Origin of the sequence: Rhizobium mongolense subsp. loessense (genome assembly GCF_900099775.1) — a bacterium.
GTDB lineage: Bacteria > Pseudomonadota > Alphaproteobacteria > Rhizobiales > Rhizobiaceae > Rhizobium > Rhizobium loessense.
The window spans coordinates 1-26,090 of sequence record NZ_FMTM01000010.1 but is presented as its reverse complement, the minus strand read 5'-3'; the positions used below and the strand labels follow the sequence as shown (position 1 = coordinate 26,090).

At 60.4% G+C, this 26,090-nt stretch carries 23 protein-coding genes and 1 riboswitch; of the genes, 13 read left to right on the top strand and 10 right to left on the bottom strand.

Translation table 11 applies throughout. The features are described from left to right. Positions 1–1,398, top strand: coding sequence for a dihydrolipoyl dehydrogenase (gene lpdA / locus BLP23_RS25815; protein WP_092587600.1), 1,398 nt, complete (start codon positions 1–3; stop codon positions 1,396–1,398). Positions 1,399–1,577: 179 nt separating this feature from the next. On the opposite strand, the gene BLP23_RS25810 is transcribed toward lpdA, so the two are convergent. The 10 genes from BLP23_RS25810 to BLP23_RS25765 form a co-directional block, all read right to left on the bottom strand. Continuing rightward, positions 1,578–2,189, bottom strand: a complete 612-nt coding sequence (locus BLP23_RS25810) for a thiamine phosphate synthase (protein WP_092587599.1) — start codon at positions 2,187–2,189, stop codon at positions 1,578–1,580. Then, the gene (locus tag BLP23_RS25805) at positions 2,186–2,959 is read right to left on the bottom strand and encodes a thiazole synthase (protein ID WP_092587598.1); all 774 of its coding nucleotides are present in this window, start codon (positions 2,957–2,959) and stop codon (positions 2,186–2,188) included. Before BLP23_RS25805 ends, BLP23_RS25810 begins: the two co-directional genes overlap by 4 nt. Before the next feature lie 3 nt (positions 2,960–2,962). Then, positions 2,963–3,160, bottom strand: a complete 198-nt coding sequence (thiS, locus tag BLP23_RS25800; RefSeq protein ID WP_092587597.1) for a sulfur carrier protein ThiS — start codon at positions 3,158–3,160, stop codon at positions 2,963–2,965. Next, a complete protein-coding gene (gene thiO, locus BLP23_RS25795; RefSeq protein WP_092587596.1) occupies positions 3,157–4,140 on the bottom strand; it encodes a glycine oxidase ThiO in 984 nt (327 codons plus the stop codon). The genes thiS and thiO overlap by 4 nt, the downstream gene beginning before the upstream one ends. A 1-nt stretch (position 4,141) precedes the next feature. Further along, positions 4,142–5,968: a phosphomethylpyrimidine synthase ThiC gene (gene thiC / locus BLP23_RS25790; protein WP_092587595.1), complete on the bottom strand. Its 1,827-nt coding sequence runs from the start codon at positions 5,966–5,968 to the stop codon at positions 4,142–4,144. A 92-nt stretch (positions 5,969–6,060) separates the two neighbouring features. After that, positions 6,061–6,172, bottom strand: a riboswitch (TPP riboswitch). A 63-nt stretch (positions 6,173–6,235) separates the two neighbouring features. Then, entirely contained in the window at positions 6,236–6,991 is a 756-nt protein-coding gene (gene kduD / locus BLP23_RS25785; RefSeq protein ID WP_022717600.1) for a 2-dehydro-3-deoxy-D-gluconate 5-dehydrogenase KduD, read from the bottom strand. 5 nt (positions 6,992–6,996) lie between these two features. After that, the gene (gene kduI, locus BLP23_RS25780) at positions 6,997–7,833 is read right to left on the bottom strand and encodes a 5-dehydro-4-deoxy-D-glucuronate isomerase (protein WP_092587594.1); all 837 of its coding nucleotides are present in this window, start codon (positions 7,831–7,833) and stop codon (positions 6,997–6,999) included. Next, on the bottom strand, positions 7,830–8,573 hold the full coding sequence (locus BLP23_RS25775) for a GntR family transcriptional regulator (RefSeq protein ID WP_233426817.1): 744 nt from the start codon (positions 8,571–8,573) through the stop codon (positions 7,830–7,832). Before BLP23_RS25775 ends, kduI begins: the two co-directional genes overlap by 4 nt. 215 nt (positions 8,574–8,788) lie before the next feature. Further along, the gene (locus tag BLP23_RS25770; protein ID WP_092587592.1) at positions 8,789–10,714 is read right to left on the bottom strand and encodes a DUF5054 domain-containing protein; all 1,926 of its coding nucleotides are present in this window, start codon (positions 10,712–10,714) and stop codon (positions 8,789–8,791) included. A gap of 11 nt (positions 10,715–10,725) precedes the next feature. Beyond that, complete coding sequence (locus BLP23_RS25765) at positions 10,726–11,766, bottom strand: LacI family DNA-binding transcriptional regulator (protein WP_092587591.1); 1,041 nt, start codon at positions 11,764–11,766, stop codon at positions 10,726–10,728. A 301-nt stretch (positions 11,767–12,067) separates the two neighbouring features. Here BLP23_RS25765 and BLP23_RS25760 point away from each other — a divergent pair, with 301 nt between their 5' ends. From BLP23_RS25760 to BLP23_RS25705, 12 genes are all read left to right on the top strand, one after another. Beyond that, positions 12,068–13,429, top strand: a complete 1,362-nt coding sequence (locus tag BLP23_RS25760) for an extracellular solute-binding protein (protein ID WP_092587590.1) — start codon at positions 12,068–12,070, stop codon at positions 13,427–13,429. Positions 13,430–13,509: 80 nt separating this feature from the next. After that, positions 13,510–14,418 (top strand): carbohydrate ABC transporter permease, encoded by a 909-nt coding sequence (locus BLP23_RS25755; RefSeq protein ID WP_092587589.1) that lies wholly within the window; start codon positions 13,510–13,512, stop codon positions 14,416–14,418. Beyond that, positions 14,418–15,248 carry a carbohydrate ABC transporter permease gene (locus tag BLP23_RS25750; protein ID WP_092587588.1) on the top strand — a complete coding sequence of 277 codons (831 nt, stop codon included), beginning with the start codon at positions 14,418–14,420 and terminating at the stop codon, positions 15,246–15,248. The genes BLP23_RS25755 and BLP23_RS25750 overlap by 1 nt, the downstream gene beginning before the upstream one ends. Before the next feature lie 16 nt (positions 15,249–15,264). Then, positions 15,265–16,365, top strand: a complete 1,101-nt coding sequence (locus BLP23_RS25745; RefSeq protein WP_092587587.1) for an ABC transporter ATP-binding protein — start codon at positions 15,265–15,267, stop codon at positions 16,363–16,365. An 11-nt stretch (positions 16,366–16,376) separates the two neighbouring features. Beyond that, on the top strand, positions 16,377–17,777 hold the full coding sequence (locus tag BLP23_RS25740) for a CehA/McbA family metallohydrolase (protein ID WP_092587586.1): 1,401 nt from the start codon (positions 16,377–16,379) through the stop codon (positions 17,775–17,777). 153 nt (positions 17,778–17,930) lie between these two features. After that, positions 17,931–18,662, top strand: a complete 732-nt coding sequence (locus BLP23_RS25735; RefSeq protein WP_092587585.1) for a FadR/GntR family transcriptional regulator — start codon at positions 17,931–17,933, stop codon at positions 18,660–18,662. A 66-nt stretch (positions 18,663–18,728) separates the two neighbouring features. Beyond that, positions 18,729–20,234, top strand: a complete 1,506-nt coding sequence (locus BLP23_RS25730) for an ABC transporter substrate-binding protein (RefSeq protein WP_092587584.1) — start codon at positions 18,729–18,731, stop codon at positions 20,232–20,234. 66 nt (positions 20,235–20,300) lie between these two features. After that, entirely contained in the window at positions 20,301–21,248 is a 948-nt protein-coding gene (locus BLP23_RS25725; protein WP_092587583.1) for an ABC transporter permease, read from the top strand. Next, positions 21,245–22,117: an ABC transporter permease gene (locus BLP23_RS25720; RefSeq protein WP_092587582.1), complete on the top strand. Its 873-nt coding sequence runs from the start codon at positions 21,245–21,247 to the stop codon at positions 22,115–22,117. The genes BLP23_RS25725 and BLP23_RS25720 overlap by 4 nt, the downstream gene beginning before the upstream one ends. A gap of 12 nt (positions 22,118–22,129) precedes the next feature. Further along, on the top strand, positions 22,130–23,914 hold the full coding sequence (locus BLP23_RS25715; RefSeq protein ID WP_092587581.1) for a gamma-glutamyltransferase family protein: 1,785 nt from the start codon (positions 22,130–22,132) through the stop codon (positions 23,912–23,914). A gap of 3 nt (positions 23,915–23,917) precedes the next feature. After that, positions 23,918–24,673, top strand: coding sequence for a DUF1028 domain-containing protein (locus tag BLP23_RS25710; RefSeq protein WP_092587580.1), 756 nt, complete (start codon positions 23,918–23,920; stop codon positions 24,671–24,673). Positions 24,674–24,702: 29 nt separating this feature from the next. Next, the coding region (locus BLP23_RS25705; protein WP_092587579.1) for an ATP-binding cassette domain-containing protein at positions 24,703–26,090 on the top strand (1,388 nt) is incomplete at its 3' end.

Sequence of the window (26,090 nt, the reverse complement as noted above, 5' to 3'; positions counted from 1 at the left end):
ATGAAAGAGATCGTCTGCAAGCTCCTCGTCATCGGCGCCGGTCCTGGAGGCTATGTCTGCGCGATCCGGGCGGGCCAGCTCGGCATCGACACCGTCATCGTGGAGGAAAGCAAACCGGGCGGAACCTGCCTCAATGTCGGCTGCATTCCGTCCAAGGCGCTTATTCATGCGGCAGAAGAGTTCGCCGCAGTCCGCCGTATGGCTGCCGGAAGGAGCCCGATCGGCATCCGTGTGGGGGACGCTGCCATCGACCTGGCGAAAACCATCGGTTGGAAGGATGGTATCGTTGGCAGGCTCACCAGCGGTGTCTCAACGCTGCTTCATAAGGCGAATGTCAAGATCGTCCACGGACGCGCGGCTTTTCGCGACGGCAAGACCGTCGAGGTGGAGACGGAAACCGGCGCGCAGATCATTCGCGCCGACACCGTGGTCATCGCCACCGGCTCGGAGCCGGTCGAGCTTGCAGGTCTTCCCTTCGGTGGCCGCGTCATATCCTCAACCGAGGCCCTGTCGCTTAAGGATCTGCCGGAGAGGCTTGTGGTTGTCGGCGGCGGCTATATCGGCCTCGAGCTCGGCACCGCCTTTGCCAAGATGGGCTCCGAGGTAACCGTTGTCGAAGCGATGCCGCAGATCCTGCCGCAATATGATGCCGATCTCGTGCGCCCTGTGTTGCGCAAGCTCGGAGAACTCGGCATTCACGTGCTGACCGGTGCAAAAGCCAAGGGTCTCTCTGGCGACGGAAATGCACTCTTTGTCGAGACGGCGGACAGTCAGGAACAGCAGCTGCCGGCCGACCGCATCCTGGTCACCGTCGGACGCAAACCGAAAACCGCAGGATCGGGGCTGGAAGAGCTCGATCTAGATCGTTCGGGGCCTTACCTGCGCATCGACGAGCGCTGCCGCACGTCGATGCGCGGCATATATGCGATCGGCGACGTCACCGGCGAGCCGATGCTTGCCCACCGCGCCATGGCGCAGGGCGAAATGGTGGCCGAGATTGTGGCCGGCCGGAAGCGTGCCTGGGACAAGCGCTGCATTCCGGCGGTTTGCTTCACGGACCCCGAGATCGTGACGGCGGGTCTTTCCCCCGGCGAGGCCCGTGCTCAGGGCTATGAGATCCGCGTCGGCCAGTTTCCCTTCAGCGCCAACGGCCGCGCCATGACGACGCATTCGGACGAAGGCTTCGTGCGCGTCGTGGCACGCGCCGACACCAATCTTGTCCTCGGCCTTCAGGCCGTCGGCGCCGGGGTTTCGGAGCTTTCGGCCACCTTCGCACATGCCATGGAGATGGGCGAGCGCCTGGAGGATATCTCCGGTACGATCCATGCCCATCCGACGCGCAGCGAAGCCATCCAGGAAGCAGCCCTTAAGGCACTTGGCCATGCATTGCACATCTGACGCGCAGTTGCAGACGGTCCGTAGATTGCGATGGTCGGATTAGCGCGCCGATGTCACAGCCCAGTTCTTGCATCTTCCATTTCCGCGCGTCCTATGAGCACGGCAAGAGTGGTTTTCGCTCGGGCAGACGTCATGTGAGTTTCTCGCGGCTTTTGGTAAAGTCGTCCCGATCATGACATCTATGAGATTCTCCATCTGGCGGTGGCCTTAAGCCACTGTCTGGTTCTTGCCTCTGGATCGCTGTTCAGCGTGATGTCGGTCACAACGGCCGCGCTGTCTGCGCCATGGGCAAAGACGCCGTCGATGCGATCGACATTCAGCCCGCCGATGGCGACAAGCGGCAGGCCGGCGATGCGTGTTTTCCATTCGCTGAGCCGTTCCAGCCCTTGCGGCGCCCATTTCATCTGCTTCAGGATCGTCGCATAGATTGGACCAAGCGCGACATAGTCCGGCTTTGCGGCGAGCGCTGTCTCCAGCTCGGCACCGTCATGGGTCGAGAGCCCGAGCTTCAAACCGGCCCGACGGATCGCGGGAAGATCCGCTCCGGCCAGATCCTCCTGTCCCAGATGGAGGAAATCGCATCTCTCCTCGATCGCCAGTTGCCAGTAGTCGTTGATGATCAGCTGGCATCCATTTGCGGAGCAGATCGTCTTTGCGTTGCGGATATCAGCACGGATTTCCGCCTCCGTCCGGTCCTTGATGCGGAGTTGAACCAGCTTGACGCCGAGCGGGACCAAGCGGGCGATCCACTGTGCACTGTCGACAATCAGATAGAAGGGATCGAGCCTCATGCAAAGACCGCCCTACCGATCACCGGTGTCGAGGGCACGGCCATCTCGCGCGGCTCCAGCATACCGGCACCGAATGCCTGATGGCCGGCCTCAATCGCCCTGGCGAAAGCCTCGGCCATGGAGACGGGATCGCCGGCGCCCGCCACAGCGGTGTTGAGAAGAACCGCATCGAAGCCGAGTTCCATGACGGTTGCTGCATGCGAGGGCCTGCCGATGCCGGCGTCGACGATCAGCGGCACTTCGGGAAAATGCCCGCGTATCGCCCGAAGGGCAGAGAGATTGAGCGGCCCGGCGGCACTGCCGATCGGCGCGCACCAGGGCATCAAAACCTTGCACCCCGCCTCCAGCAAGCGTTCCGCCACGACAAGATCATCGGTCGTGTAGGGGAAGACTTCGAAGCCCTCACCCGAGAGGATACGCGCGGCTTCGACCAGCCCAAAGACATCGGGCTGCAGCGTATCGTGATTGCCGATCACCTCAAGCTTGATCCAGCTGGTCTGAAACACCTCGCGCGCCATCTTCGCCGTCAGCACCGCTTCGGAGACGCCATGGCAGCCGGCCGTATTGGGCAGCACACGTACGCCGAGCGACCGGATCATGTCGAAGAATGCACCACCGTTGCGGCCGCCGGCGGTTTCACGGCGCAAGGAAACGGTGACGATTGCAGTCTGAGATCGCTGGACGGCTTCGGTCAAGATTGCCGGTGAGGGATAGCGGGCCGTTCCGAGAAGAAGGCGCGAGGCAATTTCGGCTCCATAAAGGGTGAGCATGGTTCAACCTCCCTGCATCGGGGTCAGGATTTCTATCCGGTCATTCTCGTCAAGCGCATGGTCAGCCCGATCCTCCCGGTGGACGAGCTCGCCGTTGACGGCGGTCGCGAGCCACTCGCCTTCGTAGTCCATCAAGCTCAGCAGCTCGGAAAGCGTATTGGCACAGATATTCTGAGCTTCGCCATTGATGATCAGTCTCATGAAAACATTCCTTCCCGTTGGCTTACGTGTTGGAGTTTGCCGAATACAAGCTCCGTAGCTTCGGCCGCTATTGCCGGTGCCAGCAAAAAACCGTGACGATACAAGCCGTTGACAAATACTGTGTTTGCGTCGCGGACGGCGCGGGGAAAGTTGTCGGCGAAGGCGGGGCGGATTCCGGCCCCGGTCTCGACGACGGTTGCGTCCGCAAAGGCCGGATGAAGTGCGTAGGCGGCGTTCAGCAGTTCCATCAACGAGCGTGCCGAAATCGGCCCGTCGAAATCGGTTTCGATCATCGTGGCACCGACCATGAAAAGCCCGTCGCCGCGGGGGACGATGTAGAGCGGGATGCGCGGATGCAGCAAGCGAACCGGGCGGGCAAGGTCCACCTCCCAGGTCTTGAGATAGAGCATCTCGCCGCGAACGCCGCGCAGCCCGCCGGCCTTGCCAATCTGCGCCGCACCCGTGCAGTCGACACAGTCGTCGAAGCTCGCCTCGTCGGCATCTTGAATGAACGACACGCCCTGCGTTGCAAGCCTCAATCGCAGCCTTGCGAGCGTCCGGCGAGGATCAAGATGGGCTTCGCGAGGAAAGAACACACCTTGCCGGAAGCGCCCGGCAAGGGCGGGTTCAAGCCCAGCAATGGCCTTCCCATCGAGCCATTCACAACCGGTCGTGCGGCTCGCGAAGCGTTGCAGTTCACCAAGATCGCGGGCCGGCGCCACCACCAGCGTGCCATTGCGTCGCACTTCTCCCGGCACCATCATCTCCCACCGGTCGGCGGCATCGAGGCCCTGTGAAAGCACAGCCTCGCCAGCACTTTCCCGCTCGCACCAGGGCGCCAGCATCCCGCCGGCAAACCAGGATGCGGCACCCCTGAAACCCTCGTTCGGATCCGCGACCGTCACATCTGCACCGCGGGCGTGAAGCGCATGGGCAACCGCGAGGCCGGCAACGCCGGCCCCTTTGACAAGCACGCGCATCTCAGTCGCCCGTATGCTGAAGCGCTTCGAGGGGAACGTAGAGATCGCCACCCTCGCGGAATTTTGCCGCCATCGCATCCAAGCCCTCCTTCTGCGCCTCGGCGCGGATGTCGTGCGAAATTCGCATGGAGCAGAATTTCGGGCCGCACATCGAGCAGAAATGCGCGACCTTGTGCGCCTCTTTCGGCAGCGTTTCGTCATGGAAGCTGCGGGCCGTTTCCGGATCCAGCGAGAGATTGAACTGATCCTCCCAGCGGAACTCGAAGCGGGCGCGCGACAGTGCGTCGTCGCGAAGACGCGCGGCCGGATGTCCCTTGGCGAGGTCGGCGGCATGTGCTGCGATTTTGTAGGTGATGACCCCGGTCTTGACATCATTCCGATCGGGCAACCCCAGATGCTCCTTTGGCGTGACATAGCAAAGCATGGCCGTCCCGAACCAACCGATCATCGCAGCCCCTATGCCTGAGGTGATATGGTCGTAGCCGGGTGCGATATCCGTCGTCAGGGGCCCGAGCGTGTAAAAAGGCGCCTCGCCGCACACGGCAAGCTGCTTGTCCATGTTTTCCTTGATCTTGTGCATCGGAACATGGCCTGGCCCTTCGATCATCACCTGGCAATCCTTCGCCCAGGCAATCTTCGTCAGTTCGCCAAGGGTTTCGAGCTCGGCGAACTGCGCTGCGTCATTGGCATCGGCAATCGAGCCCGGCCGCAGACCGTCGCCGAGCGAGAAGGAGACGTCATAGGCGCGGCAGATATCGCAGATCTCTTCGAAATGCTCGTAAAGAAAGCTCTCGCGGTGGTGATGCAGACACCACTTCGCCATGATGGAGCCGCCGCGCGAGACGATTCCGGTCACCCGGTTGACGGTCAGCGGGATATAGTGGAGCCGCACGCCGGCATGAATCGTGAAATAGTCGACACCCTGTTCGGCCTGTTCGATCAGCGTGTCACGATAGACCTCCCATGTCAGGTTCTCGGCAATGCCTTCGACCTTCTCCAGCGCCTGGTAGAGCGGCACGGTGCCGATCGGCAATGGCGAATTGCGGATGATCCATTCGCGGATATTGTGGATGTTGCGGCCGGTCGAAAGGTCCATGACCGTATCGGCACCCCAGCGCGCTGCCCAAACCATCTTTTCGACCTCTTCGGCCATCGACGAGGTGACGGCGGAATTGCCGATATTGGCGTTGATCTTGACCAGGAAGTTGCGGCCGATGATCATCGGTTCGGCCTCGGGATGATTGATGTTGGCGGGAATGATCGCGCGGCCCGCGGCCACTTCCTGCCGGACGAATTCAGGTGTGACATAGTCGGGGATATGGGCACCGAAGCTTTCGCCGTCGCGCATTATGGCCTCGCCTTGTGCCTTTCGGCCGAGATTTTCGCGGATGGCGATGAATTCCATTTCCGGCGTGATGATGCCGGCACGCGCATAGGCAAGCTGGGTGACGGCCTTGCCGTTCTTGGCCCGCAACGGCTGGCGCTGGCCGGGAAATTCGGGCGTCAAGCGCTCACCGCTGGCAAAACCATTATCTTCCGGGCGCACGCGCCGACCCTGATAGGCCTCGACGTCGCCGCGGGCCAGCACCCAGTCGCGCCGAAGCTGAGGCAAGCCCTCTTCGATGCGAATATCGGCCCCCTCGACCGTATAGGGACCAGACGAATCATAGACGGCGACGGGCGGCTCGCCTGCGGTCGGATGAACGCTGATCTCGCGCATAGGCACGCGAATGCCGGGATGGATATCTCCCGCAACATAGACTTTGCGGGATGCCGGCAACGGGCCGGTGGTGACGGTCGGGGTAATGGTCTTTGCGGCAATATTCATGGTTTGAGGCTCCAAGTTGTGATTGGAGACCCAGTCCTCAGCCGGAATGATGGAAAGACGCCGGCCTGGATTCCACACGTGAATTCCAGGCCTTTCGAGCGCTCGCACCGTCCCTACGCCAGTATGAACTGGATCAGGTTCAACGGGTCACTGCGCGCGACAGCAGTATCTCAGCCCCTTGTCGGGACCCCCCTGGTGAATGTTCAAAGGTTAAGGTCGGGTGTCGCCGGTGTCAAGACGAGCGGCTCACGTCACGCTGCCTTGCAGTCAGCGTGCCAGCCACCCGCCGTCGACCGGCAGCACGGTGCCGTGGACGTAGTCGGACGCCGATGAAGCGAGAAACACCGCCGCACCGCCGAGTTCGGCGGGCACTCCCCACCGTCCTGCCGGGATGCGTGCCAGAATGGCGGTACTGCGGTCGGGATCTTCGCGGAGCGCCGTCGTGTTGTTGGTGACAAAGTAGCCGGGTGCGATGGCGTTGACATTGACGCCTTTGCCTGCCCATTCGCAGGCAAGCAGCCTCGTGACACCGGCAAGGCCGCTCTTCGAGGCCGTATAGGACGGAATCCGGATGCCGCCTTGGAACGACAGCAGCGAGGCGATGTTGATAATCTTGCCCCTGCCCTTTTCGATCATGTGGCGGCCGGCGGCCTGAGAGAGGAAGAAGGCCGTTTTGAGATTGGTGTCGATGACGGCGTCCCAGTCTTCCTCGGTGAAGTCGATCGCATCGGCGCGGCGAATGATACCGGCATTGTTGACGAGGATGTCGAGTGCACCGAAGGCCGAGAGCGTTTCGGCGACGATACGCTTTACCGGCGCGATCGTGCCAAGATCGGCCTTGATGGCATGGAAGCGCGCGCCAGCCTCCGTGACCATCGCCTCGGTTTCATCCATGGACGAGCGGCCGACGGCGGCAATCGAGGCACCTGCTTGCGCAAGCGCCATCGCAATGCCCTGCCCTATGCCAGTATTGGCGCCGGTGACAATGGCCACGCGGCCGGAAAGATCAAATGGGTTTGCCATTGGACTTACCTTAGATCTGCGATCGGTATCTGATCCATGTCGGTGAAGCTCTTGTTGTCACCGGCCATCGCCCAGATGAAGCTGTAATTCTTGGTGCCAGCACCCGAATGGATCGACCACGGGGGCGAGATGATCGCCTGCTCGTTTGCGACCAGCATGTGCCGGGTCTCCTGCGGTTCGCCCATGAAATGGAAGATGCGCTGATCGGCATCGAGATCGAAGTATAGGTAAGCTTCCATGCGCCGATCATGGACGTGGCTCGGCATGGTGTTCCAGATGCTGCCCGGCTCCAGCATCGTCAGGCCCATGGTGAGCTGGCAGGACTGGCACACCTCGGGATGGATGAACTGGAAGATTGATCGCTTGTTGGCAGTTGCCGTTTCGCCAAACGTTAGATGCCGAGCCTGTTCGCGCGTCAACAGCACCGTAGGATGCGGTTGATGTGCCGGCGTCGAAACGAGGTAGAACTTGGCGGGGTTACCGGCATCAGCACTTTCGAATCGGATGTCCACCGCGCCCTTGCCTATATATAGGCAATCGTATTTCGCGACATCGTACGCCTTGCCGTCGATCCGGACGCGGCCTGCTCCCCCGATGTTCAGCGCACCGAGCTCGCGTTCGGCAAGGAAGGTTTCCTGGCCGATTGCCTTTGGCGCCGTCAACGTGAGTGCGGCGCCGAGCGGCATTGCGCCACCGACCGCCATGCGGTCGTAATGCGAATAGGTAAGCCTGATTTCGCCACCTTCGAAGACGGTGTCGACAAGAAAGTGGCGTCGCAGTGTGTCGGTGTCGTAGGCGCGGACGGCCTCGGGATGGGAAGCGTGTCTTACGTCGACTTTCATTGAAAATGTCCTTTATTTTCAGTGTATACCACAGGTTTCTTCGCATCCTCGATAAAGTAGTTCGGGTCCCAGATTTCGGCCCTTTCGACTTCGTGCAGAAGCCTGCCGAGATGGAGGTCCATGGCCTCGACGGCACCCTTCTTGTCGCCCTTGCGCATACAACCGATGACGGTCGAATGCTCCTCGATGACGCGGGCGAGACGGCCATCCTGCGGCAACGTCAGGAGGCGGTAACGGTCGCTGTGCCCCTTGACCTGTTCGATGATTGCCCAGATGCCGGAAAAGCCGGCGATATCGCTGATCAGTTTGTGGAAGTCGATATCAAGCCGGTGGAATGCCGTCACGTCGCCATTGCGAAGGCAGGCGCCAAGATCGTCGAGATTGCGATCGAGCAGACGGATGCCGGCTGGCGTCATCTTGTCGACGGCATGGCCGACGGTGGTTATCTCGAGGGCTTTGCGCACCAGGATGGCTTCATAGAGCGCGCGGCGCGGAATGCGCGAGACGAACGTGCCGGATTGGGGAAAGATATCGACGAGGCCATCGTCGGAAAGACGTAAGATCGCCTCGCGGATCGGCGTTCGGCTGACACCGAAGTGCGCCTCCAACTCCTTCTCGCTCAACAAGTCCATGGGCTTGCGCCGAAGCGAGAGGATGTCGTCGCGCAAAACATCATAGACCAGGGTTGCGGCGCGAGGAGCTGTGGCACGCTGGTGGGAAAGTTGAGTTACGCCCGCCAAGGAGCGCCTCTTGCGCGCTTCGCTCATTGGCCACGCGTATTGTCAAATCGCAGTTTGAAATATCGACTGACTTGCACCGATTGCCCTCCCGCAGGCTTCGGCGGAAGTAGTATATTAGTATCCGACCTCGGGCAAACGGAAAATCGCTCGATCAAAAAGCGGCTAGAGAGGACCGCGTGAAAGCGGCAAATGTACGCAACCAGGAGGCTGGCTTCTTAGGTGACACTGACGCGGTAGCGCGCCGAAAAGTCGCCTTCCCACCACATGGGAAAGTTCGTACCCCATTTATTGTTGTGCAGGTTGAAGCGCACGCCGTCGGCAAAGTCAGGCAACGCTTTGCAGAACGTCATAAAATCCCAGTTTTGCGGTGCGACGAGCGGCGTGTCGAATGGTTCGATGGACAGCACAGTCCCATCTATATCGCCACGAACCCCGCTAACAGCCTGGAGTTGAGCGCCGCCGCCTCGAGCAATATCGCCGCTTTTGTGCCAGAGCCCCATCTTGAGCAAGCTCCATTCGGACTTTGCCTCGGGCGTGAAGGAAAGGAAGCTTGCCTCCGGCATGCGGTTCGCCGCTTTTGAATGCATCGTCAGCCGAAACTCAAGGACATCGCCGTGTGGCAAAAATTGCAGCGCAACATGCTCCGGCGCGCCGTATCGGCAGACCGCTTCATCGGGCATCGCAAGCAGCACCCCTGCTCGACCAGCGCCCTTCAAGGCAGGCATGTAGGTTCTCGACAGCGCAGCACCGGACCTGGCAAGCCCCGGCTTGTCGTGATCGAGGATCGCCCATTCCTGACGATGCGTAAGATATGTATCCATATGCCGGCCGACATCGCTGGCGTCATAGCTCTCGTAGCGATAGGCAATCAGCGATCCGCCGCGACCGGCAATCTTCTTGCCGGAAGGCGCCGTAAGAGCGGAAATGTCGCCGGTTACAGGATCAAGATCAATGGCCCAACCGCCGGCCGAAAGGCGCTGCTGGCGCTCGCCCCCCGAGATCATGACGGGCGCGGAAAGCTCGGCTAGAGCGGCCTTTGCGGCCTTGGCATCGGCACCATCCAGCTGCCGCACGGCTTCATCAAGATAGGAGCGCTGCTCATTCCAGGAGGCTTCGGCATAGGCAAACCGGTAGTCGCGCGCCCGGGCTGTTTCGAAATCCTCGCGGGACCAGGCCTGGTCGTCGCGGAGATAGGATTTGATGTCGACGCCACAGGTATGTTCCGCAACCATAGTAAGCTTGCGGCCGAATGCGAGTCGGGCGGAATTCAGGCCCTCAACTGCAAAGCGGTCATAGAGCCGCTGCAACGCGAGAAACTGCGCGGTTTTCTGCGGATCGCTGGCAATGCCGTGAATCCAGCTGTCACCGAGCTCGAGCTCCATGCGGGGAAAGCGTTCGCGTTCTTCCCAAAGAAGCGTCCCGTAGTCTTCAAGCGTCGCTGCACGGATGATCGCATCGGGATCACGCTGGTGCATCTGCCGGTAGACGTCGACTGTCTGCGCCACGCTTTGCGGGCCGATATTATCGCTGGTGTGCGCAAAGCCCAAACCTTCGCAAACACCGTCCGGGAAGTATGTTTCGCCATAGGAACGCTGATACATCACAACGATCTCTTCGCCGCCGGGCGCGCGCCAGCGAAAGATATCAGGCACTTGCGGCGGCGGCGAAGCAGTATTGACGCCGAGATGCAGGAAACGAATGCCGGCTACGGCAAGCAGCGGCACCATGCCGAGCGTGTGTCCCGGCACGTCCGTCATCTTCGCTGCAATCGTCTTCTTGCCGAAACGCCGATCCAATTCCTGCGAGTAGGAAAGACCGGCCCGGAAAAGGTCGGGCGACATCAACTCCGTATGCGTGGTGAATGGCAGGCCGTGCCAACGGATGAGACCGCGTTCGATTGCCCGCTCCAGTTTCGCCACCTCTTGCGGCCGGCACGAATTCAGATGGTCCCAAATCAACCAGGCACCGGTGGTCCAGATGAACTTCGGATCAGCTGGATCTTCCGCGTAAAAATGCTCGCCCGTCTCGATCGCCTCCGGAATGAAGCGCTCGTGATACTGGCGGCGGACCTTTTCCGCATGGTCGGTGAAACCGATGTCGAGATGGGTCTTGAAGACCAGATGCACACGCTTTTGTGTCATGAACGTTCCATTCAGCCCACCGTGCTGCGCACGACGAGGCGGGTGCTCAGTGTCTCGATCAAGGGTCCCGCGTTAGGCGTCTTGAGCCGCCTGAGGATCAGCCGGACGAGCGCCCGGACCCGATCTGTCAGATCGATCCGGACGGTCGTGAGATTGTAGCTCTTCCAATGCGCCTGTGGGATGTCGTCGAAGCCGACGACCTTGACGTCGCCCGGCACCGACAAGGAAAGCTCGTGACGCAACGCATCGATTGCGCCGAACGCGCCGACGTCGTTGGAGGCAAAGATGGCATCGGCTCCATCGCCGACACGGAAGAGGCCAACCGTCGCGCGATAGGCGGTATCGTAGGTGTAGTCGCCAGGCACGACGATCGGCGGCGCCATGCCCCGCCCAGCAAGAACCTGCGTGATGATGCGTTCACGCTCGGTATTGGCGAGCGATTGCGGCTTTCCGCCAAGATAGGCAACGCGGCGGGCGCCATAGCCCTGCAGCAACGCAACGGCCTGCTCGATGCCCTCTTTCTGCCGCACGACCAACCGGTCGTAGAGGCTAGCGGACGGCTTTCCGCCAAACTCTTGTGCATCATCATAGATGATGTAGATCGGCACTGCGCGATCGAGAAATCCCGAAAGCACGTCCGGCTCCACATTCTCCGTAAAGGCAATGACCGAATCCGGATTGAAACCGCGCATATAGGTGAGCAAGGTCTGGTCCATGCTCAAGTCGGCCTTCGCCTTGAACAGCAAAGTGGCAAAACCCTCCGCTTGCAAGGCCGTCGTCAATGCATCGATTTCCTGGCTTTCCCAGGGGCTGCACACGTCGGGCACAATCATGCCGACAAGATGCGATCGTCTCGTGACGAGCGAGCGGGCCGCCATATCCGGCGTATAGTTCAACTCCCGAGCAATCTGCAGAATGCGGTCGCGCTTTTCGGGCTTCAAAGATGCATTTGGGTTGAACGCGCGCGAAACGGCAACCCGCGAAACATTGGCTTCGCGCGCTACCAGATCAGCCGTCGCACGTGCCATTTTTCTGTCGCTGCGTTCACTCATGAAAGGACATCTGGGGCTGGAATTGAAAACGTGTTCATTCATCGTGCACTTCAGAGCGGCAAATCGTCAAGCATGATGATGCAGTTTTCGCGGGAATGCGCAGCTCTGCTGCCTTGTTCTACTTTGATCCATCGAATATTCCAGCGCGAGTAACCCGCAGTGTTGACAAAAATGAAAGCGTGTTCATTCTGATGACCGGACGAGGTGGGCGTGGCTCGGAGGAGGATCCGGTCCGTTCCGATGCACCGAACCCAAAAAGCGCCTGGTTGACAACCGGGCCAAATTCTAGGGAGGAATTGCAATGCGCAAGGGCATACAGTCTTTATTGCTTGGCGTTTCGGCGGCCGTTGCCCTGTCGGGCTCTGCCATAGCCACCGATCTCGACATCACCTGCCGCTGCGTCGTCGGCGGCGTGAACAGCGGTACGGCCGAATGGATCCAAAAGAAAATCATCCCGGCCTTCACCGAAAAGATGAAGGCGCAAGGCAAGGACGTCACTGTCAAGCTGACCCAATTCGGCGGCGAAGATGAACAGTTGACGCAGCAACTGGCGCTCGACTTTTCGACCGGCGCGGGTCCCGACGTCTCAGCTTTCGACGGCTTCCTCATTCCGAGCTTCGTTCAGGGCGGGCTTTTAAAGCCGCTTGAAGAAATAGCAGGTCCGGACGTAGCCAGTTGGGATGGCTGGAGCCATATCGCCGATGGCACCAAGGCTCTGATGAGCTACCAGGGCAAGCCCTACGGAATTGCACTCGGCACCGATGCACGCATGATTTTTGTGCGTAGGGATCTCTTCCAGAAGGCCGGTCTTGATGCAGATAGCTGGCAGCCGAAATCCTGGGACGAACTGCTTGACGCTGCGCGCAAGGTCAAGGCTGCCGATCCAGATTCCTTTCCACTGCAGCTGAATGCCGGCGTTTCCATGGGCGAAGCAACGACCATGCAAGGTTATTGGATGGCGCTTCTTGGCACCGGCGAGCAGGTTACCGACGAAGATGGAAAATACATCGTCGCCAGCCAAGGCATTCTCGATACGCTGAGGCTCTACAAGACCATCTATGTCGACGACAAACTTGGCGATCAACGCGCCCAGCTCTTGGCAGACGGCCGCAACCGTACTTTTGCAAATTTCCGCGACGGCAAGACGGCGATGCTCGTCGAAGGAGACTGGTTCTACCGCTCGGTGACGGCACCGGGCGCCGAATTTGCCGTCGCCGACCGCGACAAGGTCATGACCTGGAAGAAGATGCCGGCCGCACAGCCGGGCAAGGGCCTGCGCGGCCAGGATTTCGTCACCATCTCCGGTGGAACGGGCTTCGTCATCAACCCGCATACGGATGCGCCCAAGGAGTCCTGGGAACTGCTCTCCTTCATGAATAGTCAGGAGCAGTTGACAGCGTTCCAGGAGATCCAGCCGGCGATCCGGATCCGTGACGACGTCGCAATCCCGAACTCGCCCTTCCTGACGGAAACGGCAAAAACGCTGCTGCCGATCACGACGGCGCGTCCCAACGACGCCAATTACAATAAGGTATCCACGGAAATCCAGCGCATGACGGAAAGCGTCGTCTCCGGCGAAATGTCGCCTGAAGACGCGATGGCCCAGTACAAGGCCGCCATTGTCGCCATCGTCGGCGAAGAAAACACAATCAGCCGTCTCTGACCGGTCGGAACTGGACCCGGCCGGATTTACGGCCGGGTCCAATCAAGCGGACGCCGCAAACCGTCATCGGGTTTTCAAGCATGAAGAAGTTCTCCCTGCTTTCCACGCGCGCGGGCGCGGTTTTTTTGGCACCCGCCGCCGCACTGGTTGGCGTCTTCGTCATCATCCCCTTCTTCTGGGTAATCTTCGTTTCCTTCACGAACCGGACGCTGCTCGGAAAAACGGCGCTCGATCCGGATTTCGTCGGTTTGCAGAACTACGTCGCGCTTTTTAATCCGGCGACCTTCCTCACGCGCGGCCAGTTCGGCTTTTCATTGGTCCTGACGATTCAGTTCGTGTTGCTGTCGGCACTCGTCGGCCAGGCGCTGCTCGGCCTCGTGCTTGCCTGGCTCAGCCAGTCCGTCTCACCCTCCGTCAAAGCCTTTTTGCAGACGACCGTGATTGCGGCCTGGATCCTTCCGGAAGTGGTGATCGGCTTTGCCTGGTTTGCCTTCCTCGACTATGACTACGGCACGCTGAACATGATCATGCGCAGTCTCGGCCTGCCGCCGGGAGACTGGCTGCTGCAGCAGCCGTTCTGGGTCATCGTTTTCTTCAACACATGGCGCGGCGCCGCCTTCTCGATGATGCTTTTCAACTCGGCTTTCCAATCGATTCCGCCAAGCTATTTCCAGGCCGCCGATGTCGCCGGCGCAACCTCCTGGCAGAAGCTGCGCGATATCGCCCTGCCGCTGATCCGCGGCCATGTTGTTACCGACCTCATCCTGATTACCATGTGGACTTTCAACGTCTTCACGCCCTTCCTGCTGACAAACGGGGGGCCATCCTACCGCACCGAAATTCTTTCCATCTATACCTACCGGATCGCCTTCAAGGATTTCGAATTCGGCAAAGGTGCCGCCGTAGGCGTCGTCATCATGCTCATCAATCTGGTATTCGCACTCGCCTATCTGCGTATCGCCCGCAAGAAGACGGCGGAGGCCGAGTGATGCAGATATCGCGCGCAGTCTATGTCCGGCGCTTGGGCTTTTCGGCTCTTGCCGCGCTGCTCGGGGCGATTTTCGCGCTACCGCTCGTCTGGTTCGCCTTTGCGCCGTTCAACGCGCGCGCCGAGCTCGGCCTTGCCATCCCCAGGCCGTTCACGCTGGCGAATTTCGCAACCGTCTTCCAAAACAGCTTCGCCATGCAAGCGCTGTTCAACAGTCTCGTCCAGGCCTTCGGCGGCGTCGTCTTCGTCGGCGCTGCCGCAACGCTCGCAGCCTATGCGCTCTCCCGCTCCTCAGTCCCGGGCAAGGGCGCGGTCACATATATCCTACTACTGTTTTCTTCCGTGGTGTCAGGTTCGGCGGCAATGGTGCCGATCTTCCTGATCGTATCGGCGGCGGGTCTCATCGACACGCACCTTGCTGTCATCCTTGTCTTTGCGGGCGGGCTGCTGCCGACAGCGATGTTCATCCTGCGTGATTTCATCGACGCAATCCCACGCTCTTACGAAGAGAGCGCCATGGTCGCCGGCGCATCGCCGCTTCAGGCCTTCTTCGACGTGGCGTTGCCCGTCATCCGGCCCGGGATTGTCGTGGTCGTCGTCTGGGCCTTCGTGAATATCTGGGGCAGCTTTCTCATCCCCTTCATCCTGCTGCGGAGCGACAGTCTGATGCCCGCCTCCGTGGCGATCTACTCGTTTTATTCCGAAGCCGGCACCCCGATTGTCACATTGCTTGCCGCCTATTCTCTTCTCTATTCGCTGCCAGTCATCGTGCTCTACCTCTTCGTAAACTGGAAATTCGGCTTCCGGTTCTTCGGCGGCATCAAATCGTAATTGGAAGTTCAGTTTCATGGCCTCTGTCGAATTCCAGAACGTTTCCAAGAGCTTCGGCGCCTTCAACGCCGTGCCAGACATCAGCTTTTCGATCGCCGACGGCGAATTCGTCTGCCTGCTCGGACCTTCAGGCTGCGGCAAGACCACCAGCTTGCGCATGATTGCCGGCCTGGAAACGCCGACCTCCGGCAAGGTGCTGATCGGCGGCAAGGACGTCACCTTTCTTCACCCAAAGGACCGGAAGATTTCGATGGTCTTCCAAGACTACGCCCTTTATCCGCACATGAACCTTGCCGACAACATCGCCTATCCCTTGAAGGTCCGCGGCGAGGCGGAAGACAAGCGTCATGCCCGGGCCAAGGACGTCGCCGACGTGCTTAAGATCGGCGATCTCCTCAAGCGCTTGCCGAGCCAGATTTCCGGTGGGCAACAGCAGCGCACCTCGCTTGCCCGAGCTCTCGTCTATCCAAGCCAGGTCTATCTTTTCGACGAGCCGCTCTCGAACCTCGACGCCAAGCTTCGCCTCGAGGCCCGCGGCTTCCTCAATCATCTGCAGCGCGACATGGGCATGACGGCCGTCTACGTCACCCACGATCAGGCCGAGGCCATGGCGCTTGCGACCCGCATCGCGGTCATGGACAAGGGGCGTATCGTGCAATTTGCCCCGCCGATCGAAATCTACCGCCGCCCGGCAACCACTTTTGTCGCGAATTTCGTCGGCAATCCGCCAATGAACCTCGTTGCGGTGGAAGCCATGGTCGCAGAAGACAGGTTGCAGCTTCGCGCCGAAGGGCTGACGCTCGAAGGCCTTGCGGTCTCCGCAGCCATCGCACGCGCGGCAGACGCAAAAACGATGACGCTGGGCATCCGCCCCGAGCATCTGCGCATCGCACGCTCGGGCGATGTGAACGTCATTTCCGGCATGCTCTTTGCGAATGAAAACATGGGGCCGGAAAGCCTGGTGACGATGGAGCGACAGGACTCAGGACGCGTCACGGCCCGCATCTTCACCGACGACGAAATCAAGGTCGACAACCGCGTGGCGCTTTCCTTCGATACTGCAAATGTGACACTTTTCGACGCCACCGGTGCACGCATTCCCGTCATCGGCGAGTAGGCAGGCATCGAATGCGCGAAATCGCCGTCCATGTCTCCCACGCCGATCAGGTTGACAACCCCTATTTCTACGTAGCCTTCGACGTTCCCGTAGGGACGACGCGGATCGACGTGGCAATGCGATATGCCAAGGCCGAGAATTGCATTGTCGACCTCGGCGTGCTTGATCCGCGCGCCACCGACTATCCATCGACCGCTGGATTCAGAGGCTGGAGCGGCGGGGCGCGCGATCGCTTCTTCGTTGCGACGGACGATGCCACGCCCGGCTATCTCCATGGCGAGATGCCAGCGGGCCGCTGGCAGGTGATGCTCGGCCTTTACAAGGTCCCGGCAGAAGGTGTCGATGTCTTCCTCACGATCGATTACGACAGGGCGAAGCGCAAACTGGAACCGCCTCCATCGCGCACGTTCCCGGTGCGCAAGGGCGCCGGCTGGCATCGTGGCGATCTTCATTGTCATACCTACCATTCCGATGCCGCCGGCTCCCCAGAACGACTGCATGAAGCAGCAAAACAGGCCGGCCTCGACTTCCTTGCGATCGCCGACCACAACACGATCGCCCAGCGGCGCTATTTTCATCCGAATTCCTCAGCCGCTCTCGTCTTCGTTCGCGCGATGGAAGTGACGACCGGCGCCGGCCACGCCAATGTCTTCGGCGTCGACGACTGGATCGATTTCCGCATGACGAAGCCAGGGGACGCCCATACGCTTGCGCGTCTGGTGCATGAGCGCGGGGGCCTTCTGTCCATCAACCATGACAAGCCGACGATCCCTTGGGACTACGAGCTTCCGGAGACCGACTGCATGGAGGTCTGGCAGTCCAATTGGATGGCTTGGAACTGGATATCGCTCGAACGCTATCACCAGCGCCTTTCTTCCGGCTTGAAGATTTCCGCCATCGGCGGCAGCGATTTCCACCAGCCCGCACGCCTGATGCCGGAAGGTCCGCTTGCCCTTGCCCGCCCGACGACCGTCCTTTGGCTTGAAGAACTCTCCGAAGAGGCAATCCTTGCCGCCATGAAGGCAGGCCGCGGCTACATCACCGAAAGTCCATCCGGCCCCCACCTGGCTCTTACCGTCAACGGCAAACCGATGGGCGAAACAGCATCCGGTCCGGTTTTTGCGCAAGCAGAGGTGGGTGGCGCAAAAGGCGATCGCCTCGTGTTTCTGGACGCCACCGGCGTGCTTGACGATCAGCCGATTGAGGACGATGCGTGGACGGGCCGCTTTTCCGGTAAGCCGCAGGCTTTTCTGCGCGCCGAAGTCATCGCCGAGGCGAGTCGCGCACGGCTTTTGTCGGAATTCGAGGCGGCCATATCCGGCCGGAGCCTGCCATGGCAGCTTCACGGTTCCGATATCCGCAGCCAGCCATTGCGCCGAGCGCTCAGCAATCCCGTCTATATAGAAGCCTGATTTGGCGCATGTGCCCAGCAGGACCACCCAAATACCGTGCAAGGCAAGCCAAACCGCTCAAACTTTGTGCATTGCAGAATCTGCACAAAAATTCGCTTGACGCGTCGGCCAATTTGGTCTGGATTGAACCAATAATCAATTGGTACGGACCATTTGCCAATGGACGAAGCCGCCGGAAACTCGAACCTTGCACTGGACAAGCTCCGGACGCTGCTGCGTTCCGACGGTCTGGATGCGGATGGCAAGCTGCCGACGGAGCGCGCGCTTTCGCAAACCTTTGGCGTTAGCCGCCGCGCCGTGCGCCGTGCACTGGAAGTCCTGGAAGCCGAGGGGTTAATCTGGCGGCGTCAGGGCTCGGGCACCTTTGCCGGGCGACGTCCCGATGGCTGGAGCGAACATGTCGGTTCGATCGTCGCCGGGACCGACCTGATGGAAGTCATGGAAGTGCGTTTGCGCATTGAACCGCAGCTGGCCCAGCTTGCCGCCATGCGCGCCAAGGCCGCCGATATCGAGCGCATGTATGAGCTCGTCAAGAAGATCTACGAAAGCACCGATGCCGACGGCCGCGAACTCTGGGATGGCGCACTGCACCGGCAGATCGCCCAGTGTGCCGGCAACCAACTTTTCCTGGCGATCTTTGATGTCATCAACAGGGTGCGTCAGGACGAGGCCTGGCAGACGATCCGCGAGCGCGCCCGCAGCGCCAGCAAGACGCGCACGGTCACTTATGGCCAGCATACCGCAATCGTCGAGGCGATCGTCGCCCGCGACCCTGCCAAGGCGGGTGAGGCCATGCGCCAACATCTCTTGACACTCCAGGAAAGCCTGATCCGCATTACCTCGCTAGACCACCACGAACCGAAGACCAAACAAGAACTCGCCTAAGCGAGCCGGACGCAGAGAGGCAGATACCGCGCCCTCATGAAGCAAAGAACAACAGAGGAGTATGGCATGACGATCAGATTCGTGACGACCCTTCTTGCGGGTGCGCTGATTGCGCTACCCGCTTTCGCTGCCGAACTAAAAATCGGTCTGCAGGATGATGCCGACGTGCTTGACCCCGCACAGTCACGCACCTTCGTGGGCCGCATCGTCTACACGGCAATGTGCGACAAGCTGGTCGATGTTACACCCGACCTGAAAATCGTGCCGCAGCTTGCGACCGAGTGGAACTGGTCCGGCGACGGCAAGCTGCTGACCATGAAGCTGCGCGAGGGTGTAAAATTCCATGACGACACGCCGCTTGATGCCGAAGCCGTCGTCACGACGATTGAGCGCAACATGACGTTGCCTGAATCGCGCCGCAAGAGCGAGCTCGCCTCTGTTGAAAAAGTCGAAGCAGTCGCGCCCTATGAAGTGAAATTCACGCTCAAGAGCCCGGACGTCACCTTGCTTGCCCAGCTTTCAGACAGAGCCGGCATAATTGTCTCGCCCAAGGCGGCAAAGGAGCTCGGCGCGAATTTCGGCAATCAGCCGGTCTGTGCCGGTCCTTTCAAGTTCGTCGAACGCGTGCAGCAGGACCGCATCGTGCTCGAGAAGTTCAAGGATTACTGGAACAAGGACAATGTCTTCATCGACAAGGTCACCTACCTGCCGATCCCTGATACGACCGTGCGCCTTGCCAACCTTCGTTCCGGCGACCTCGACATGATCGAGCGACTGGCCGCCACCGACGCAGCTTCGGTCAAGGAGGATGCGAGCCTGACCTACGCGGACGTGGTCAATATCGGCTACATGGCGCTCTATGCGAACATCGCCAACGGCCCGCGCGCCGACAATCCGTTCGGCAAGGACAAGCGATTGCGCCAAGCCTTTTCGCTTGCGATCGACCGCGAGGCGCTGAACCAGATCGTCTACGAAGGCACTGCTGTGGGTGGCAATCAGCCGTTCCCGCCCGATAGCCCATGGTTCGACAAGGACATTCCAGTTCCTGTCCGCGATCTCGACAAGGCGAAAGCGCTCGTAAAGGAAGCCGGCTTCGATCGCGTGCCCGTAGAAATGCAGATCCCAAACAACCCGGTCGCGGCGCAGATGATGCAGATCGTCCAGTCGATGGTCGCCGAGGCAGGGTTCGACGTCAGTCTGAAATCGACGGAGTTTGCGACCCTTCTGTCCGAGCAGACGGCAGGCAACTACCAGCTCAGCCGCTCCGACTGGTCCGGCCGCGTCGATCCCGACGGCAACATCCACCAGTTCATCACCTGCAAGGGCGGAATCAACGATACCAAATATTGCAACCCTGAAGTCGACAAGCTGCTGAATGAGGCCCGTGCTTCGACCGACGATGCCGTGCGCAAGCAGAAGTATGACGCCGTCGCAGCAATTCTCAACGAAGACCTGCCGATCATCTATCTCGGCCACCAGTCCTGGATCTGGGCGCTGCATAAAAACATTACCGGCTTCGTCCCCTCGCCGGACGGCATGATCCGCCTCGCCGGCGTGAAGAAAGCCGGCTGATCCGAACAGACCCCGCATGGCGGACCAGTATCCGCCATGCTCCCGGTGCCGTGTCAGGACCTGCTCATGTATACCTACATTGCCAAGCGGCTTCTGGTCGCCATTCCGACACTACTGATCATCTCGATCTTCGTCTTCTCGCTGCAGAAGCTTTTGCCGGGCGACCCCATTCTCGCCATGGCAGGCGAGGAGCGCGATCCGCAGGTGATCGAATACCTGCGCGAAAAATACCGGCTGAACGACCCGGTACCCTATCAGTATGTCTCGTGGCTCGGCTCAGTTCTGAGGGGAGATCTTGGCATATCGCTGCGTACCAACCAGCCGGTTGTGGAACTTGTGGCCGAAAAGCTGCCAGTGACCATCCAGCTTGCGATCATGTCGATGATTTTCGCTTTCGCCATCGGCGTGCCGATGGGGATTTTAGCCGCGGTCAAGAAAAATACGGCCTTCGACTACCTCGCAAATCTTATCGCACTTTCGGGTCTCTCGATTCCGAATTTCTGGCTCGGCATCATGCTGATCCTGCTGGTCTCGGTGAAGCTCGGCTGGCTTCCCGCTTCCGGTTACGAACCCTTCTTCAGCAACCCGCTACGCTCAATTGAAACGATGTTGATGCCATCCTTTGTGCTTGGCAACGCACTCGCCGCCACGCTGATGCGTCACACCCGCTCTGCAATGTTGAGCGTGCTCAGCGCCGATTACGTCCGCACCGCCCGGGCGAAGGGGCTTTCCGAGCGCTCCATCGTGCTTGAACACAGCTTTCGCAACGCGGTCCTGCCGATCGTCACGCTGAGTGCACTGCTCTTCGGCGAATTGCTTGCAGGTGCGGTCTTGACCGAACAGATCTTCACCATCCCCGGCTTTGGCAAACTCATCGTCGATGCCGTCTTCAACCGCGACTACGCGGTCGTCCAGGGCGTCGTGCTTTGCACTGCAATCGGCTTCATTCTGATGAACCTGTTAGCAGACATCGTCTATGTCCTTCTCAACCCGCGAATGAGGGCCGCCCTATGACCGCTCTCGACCAGATCACTATTGCAACTGATCAGCGCCCGCCGAGCCGAGCCTGGCGCAAGCTGAAGGCGAACAAGGGGGCGATTGCAGGCCTCTCGATCATCGCCTTCTTCGCCATTCTCGCGACAGCAGCGCCGCTATTGCCGATCCCGGACCCTAACGCGACCAGCTGGTCTGCGATCCGCAAGGCGCCGTCAGCCGCCCACTGGCTCGGAACCGATGACATTGGCCGTGATATTCTCTCCCGCATGGTTTGGGGCGCACAGGCCTCGCTGATGGCGGGTGTCTTCTCGGTGGCGATTGCGGTTGTGTTCGGCGTGCCGTTCGGCCTCATCTCCGGCTATTTAGGCGGGTGGACGGACCAGATCATCTCACGCGTCACCGAGGCCTTCCTCGCCATGCCATTTCTGATTACCGCGATCGCACTTGCGGCGTTCCTCGGCCCAAGCCTGACGAATGCGATGATCGCCATTGGTCTTTCGGCCATGCCGATTTTCATCCGGCTGACCCGCGGCCAGGTGCTTGCCGTCAAGACGGAGGAATATGTTGAGGGCGCCCGTTCCATCGGGCTTAGACATTTTAGCATCATCAGCCGCTATATCCTGCCGAATGTCTTTGCGCCGATCCTCGTGCAGGCGACGCTGACGATCGCGACAGCGATCATCGCCGAAGCGAGCCTTTCCTTTTTGGGGCTCGGTCAGCAGCCGCCTGCCCCCAGCTGGGGCTCGATGCTCAACGTTGCCAAGAATTTCCTCTCCCAGGCGCCCTGGATGGCGATGTGGCCGGGTGCGGCAATCTTCCTTGTCGTGATTGGCTTTAACCTTCTCGGCGACGGCCTGCGCGATGCGCTCGACCCGCGCGAAGCATGAAAGGATTCTGAAATGACCACGTTCACCACCCGTCCTGAGATTTTGGGCACCTTCGGCGTCGTCACGTCAACCCACTGGATCGCCTCCGCCGTTGGCATGAGCATACTCGAAAAAGGCGGAAATGCGTTTGATGCAGCGGTCGCCGCCGGCTTCGTGCTGCAGGTCCTCGAACCGCATCTTTGCGGACCGGGCGGCGACATGCCTGCGATCTTCTATTCGAAGAAGAAGGACAAGGTCGAAGTCATCTGTGCGCAGGGGCCGGCCCCGGCCGGCGCCACAATCGAGCACTATACATCTGAAGGTCTGAGCCTCATCCCCGGCAACGGCCTGCTTGCGACCGTCATTCCAGGCTCTTTCGATGGGTGGATGCTGATGCTTCGAGATTATGGGCGCCTGACCGTCCGCGACATCCTCGAACCGGCAATTCATTATGCCGAGCACGGTCACCCTGTCCTTGAGCGCGTGTCTTCGACCATCTCCGGCCTTGCATCCTTTTTCGAAAAAGAGTGGCCGACGTCACATGAAACCTGGCTGCCCGGCGGTTCGGTCCCGGCGCCGCATTCGAACTTCAAGAACCCGGTGCTTGCCGAAACCTGGAAGCGCGTCATCGCAGAAGCCGAAGCAAAAAAAGACCGCGAGGCGCAAGTCGAAGCTGCGCGCGATGCGTTCTATCGCGGTTTCGTTGCCGAAGCGATTGACAGATATGCTGGCTCGACAGAGGTGATGGATGCAAGCGGCAGTCGGCACAAGGGCGTCATCAGCGCGAACGACATGGCAAAATGGTCGGCTGCGATCGAAGAGCCGCTGATCTATCATTATCACGACTGGACGGTCGCAAAGACCGGCCCATGGGGCCAAGGCCCGGTGTTTTTGCAGACGCTCTCGCTTCTGAAGGAGATCGACATCGCCGGAATGGACCCGGCCGGCGCCGAATTCGTCCACACGCTCACCGAGGCGATGAAACTCGCCTTTGCCGACCGTGAAATCTATTATGGCGACCCGAAGTTCGCGGAAATCCCGATCGAGCATCTGCTCTCGGATGCTTACGCGGACGGGCGCCGGAAGCTGATAACCTCCGAGGCATCGCTTGAATTGCGCCCCGGGCGCATTTTCGGCTTCGAAGCCCAATACGAACGCACCATGGACATGCTCAACGTCACCTCGAAGACAGGCGCAGTCTACGAGCCGACCATGGCGCATCTTTCCGAAAAGCGCGGCGACACCGTCCACATCGATGTGATCGACCGCGAGGGCAACATGGTTTCCGTCACGCCGTCAGGCGGTTGGCTGCAGTCCTCACCGATCGTGCCAGGCCTCGGCTTCTGCCTGAATTCGCGCGCGCAGATGTTCTGGCTAAAGCCCGGCCTGCCGACGTCGCTTGCGCCAGGCAAGCGTCCACGCACGACGCTGACGCCATCCTTAGCTCTCTATGAAGGCCGGCCCACGCTCGCCTTCGGCACTCCCGGCGGCGACCAGCAAGAGCAATGGCAGCTCTCCTTCTTCATGCGCTATGTGCATCACAGGATGAACCTGCAGGCTGCAATCGATCAGCCTCTCTTCCACACATCGCATTTCCCGGGCTCCTTTTATCCGCGTACCCGCGAGCCGGGCAGCCTGATGGCGGAGGCGAATTTCGGCACCGAGGTTCTCGATGCGCTGCGCAGGAAGGGTCATAATCTGACGGTCGCCGACCCATGGACCGTCGGCCGCCTCACCGCTGCGCGCCGCGACGCCGATGGCCTGATGCGGGCAGCCGCAACGCCGCGCCTGATGCAGGCCTATGCTGTGGGGAGATAAGCCATGACCTGGTCGATCATTGCCCGCGATCCTGAAACCGGCCACCTGGGCATTGCCGTTGCCAGCCGCTTCTTCGCCGTGGGCGGCCTCGTCCCGCATATTCGCGGCCGCATCGGCGCGGTTGCGACGCAGGCTTTCGTCAGCCCGCTTTACGGCATCGACGGGCTTGCCGCACTTGCATCAGGACAGGCTCCGGCGGATATCTTGCGTGAACTGACCGCCCGCGACGAAGGCCGCGATCATCGGCAGTTCCATTTAGTCGACGCCAAGGGGCGGAGTGCAGCTTTTACGGGCGCCCGATGTATCGACTGGGCAGGCCATCTTATTGGCGACGACATATCCGTCGCCGGAAATATGCTGAGCGGACCGCAGGTGCTCGAAAAGACGCTCGCCAGCTATCGCAAGACGTCCCGGCTGCCGCTCGCCGAGCGGCTGCTCGAGGCCATGCAGGCCGGCGAAGATGCAGGCGGAGACAAGCGCGGCAGGCAATCGGCTGCCCTGCTCGTTTATCGCGATCAGGATTACGCCTGGCTCAATATCCGCGTCGACGACCATGGCGATCCGATTTGCGAACTTCGCCGCCTCTATGCCGTCGCCCAGGAGCGCTATCTGCATGTCGCCGAGACGATGGCGACGCGCCAGAACCCGAGCGGATTGATTGACCGCCGCGTGATCGACGAAAAGATCGCCACCCTTGAAGCTGCACGTATCGCCGAAGGCCGCGCTTCGGCCTCCTTTGCAACGCCGCTCAAGCTTTGAAACGCGAAACAATAAAGCAGGGAAACGAAATGGGCGAAGCCGCAAAACCCGTGCTCTCGGTCAAGGGCCTGACGACATCGTTCCTCCTCGATGGCCAGTGGAAGCCGGTCGTCCGCGACATCGCCTTCGATGTGATGCCAGGTGAAACGGTGGCCATCGTGGGCGAAAGCGGCTCCGGCAAGAGCGTCACATCGCTCTCGATCATGCGACTGCTGGCCAGGAACCAGAGCCGCATCGACGGCAAGATCGTCCTGAACGGCAAGGATATCCTTGCACTTTCCGACAGGGAGATGCGGCGCGTGCGCGGCAACGACGCCGCAATGATCTTCCAGGAGCCGATGACGAGCCTCAATCCGATTTTCACGATCGGCCGGCAGATTTCAGAAGCGCTCACATGTCACGGCGAGATGACCCGGTCCGAGGCGCGGGGTGAAACGATCCGTCTTCTGGAAAAGGTCCGCATCCCGAATGCTTCCTCGCGCTTCGACGAATATCCTCACCAGTTTTCCGGCGGCATGCGCCAGCGGGTGATGATTGCCATGGCGCTTGCCTCCAGGCCGAAACTTTTGATTGCCGACGAGCCGACGACGGCGCTCGACGTGACGATCCAAGGCCAGATTCTCGATCTCATTAAATCGCTGCAGGAAGAGGAAGGCATGTCCGTTCTCTTCATCACCCATGACATGGGCGTCGTCGCCGAAGTTTCGGACCGGACGATCGTAATGTATCGCGGCGAGGCCGTCGAGACAGGCCCGACCAGTGACATCTTCCGGCGCGGCAAGCACCATTATACGCGCGCGCTGCTTTCCGCCGTGCCGCGACTCGGTTCAATGGCCGGACAAAAATGGCCGCTCCGGTTTCCTGTTGTCGATACCGCGACTGGTGAGCGGAGCGAGCCGCAAGCAGTGGCCGATACGGTCGTCAGCAAGACGCCGGTCCTCGAGGTCAAGAACCTCACCACGCGATTTGCTGTTCGCGGCGGGCTTTTCGGCGCAAAGACCGGCGCCATCCATGCGGTCGAGAATGTCTCCTTCGATCTCTTTCAGGGCGAGACCCTGTCGCTTGTCGGCGAATCCGGTTGCGGCAAATCGACCACGGGCCGCTCCATCACCCGCCTCGTCGAACCGAACGCGGGAAGGGTCATCCTTGACGGCTGTGATGTGACAACCCTTGATTCATCGAGCCTGCGCCGCATGCGGCGCAGCATCCAGATGATTTTTCAAGATCCGTTTGCAAGCCTCAATCCGCGGATGACTGTGGGTGCAGCGGTGGCAGAGCCGATCATCGAGCACGGCCTCGCGAGCCGCGTCGAGGCGCGCAACAAGGCTGCCGACCTTCTGGAAAAGGTCGGCCTTTCAGCCGATATGGCGTCGCGCTTTCCGCACGAGTTCTCCGGTGGTCAGCGTCAGCGCATCTG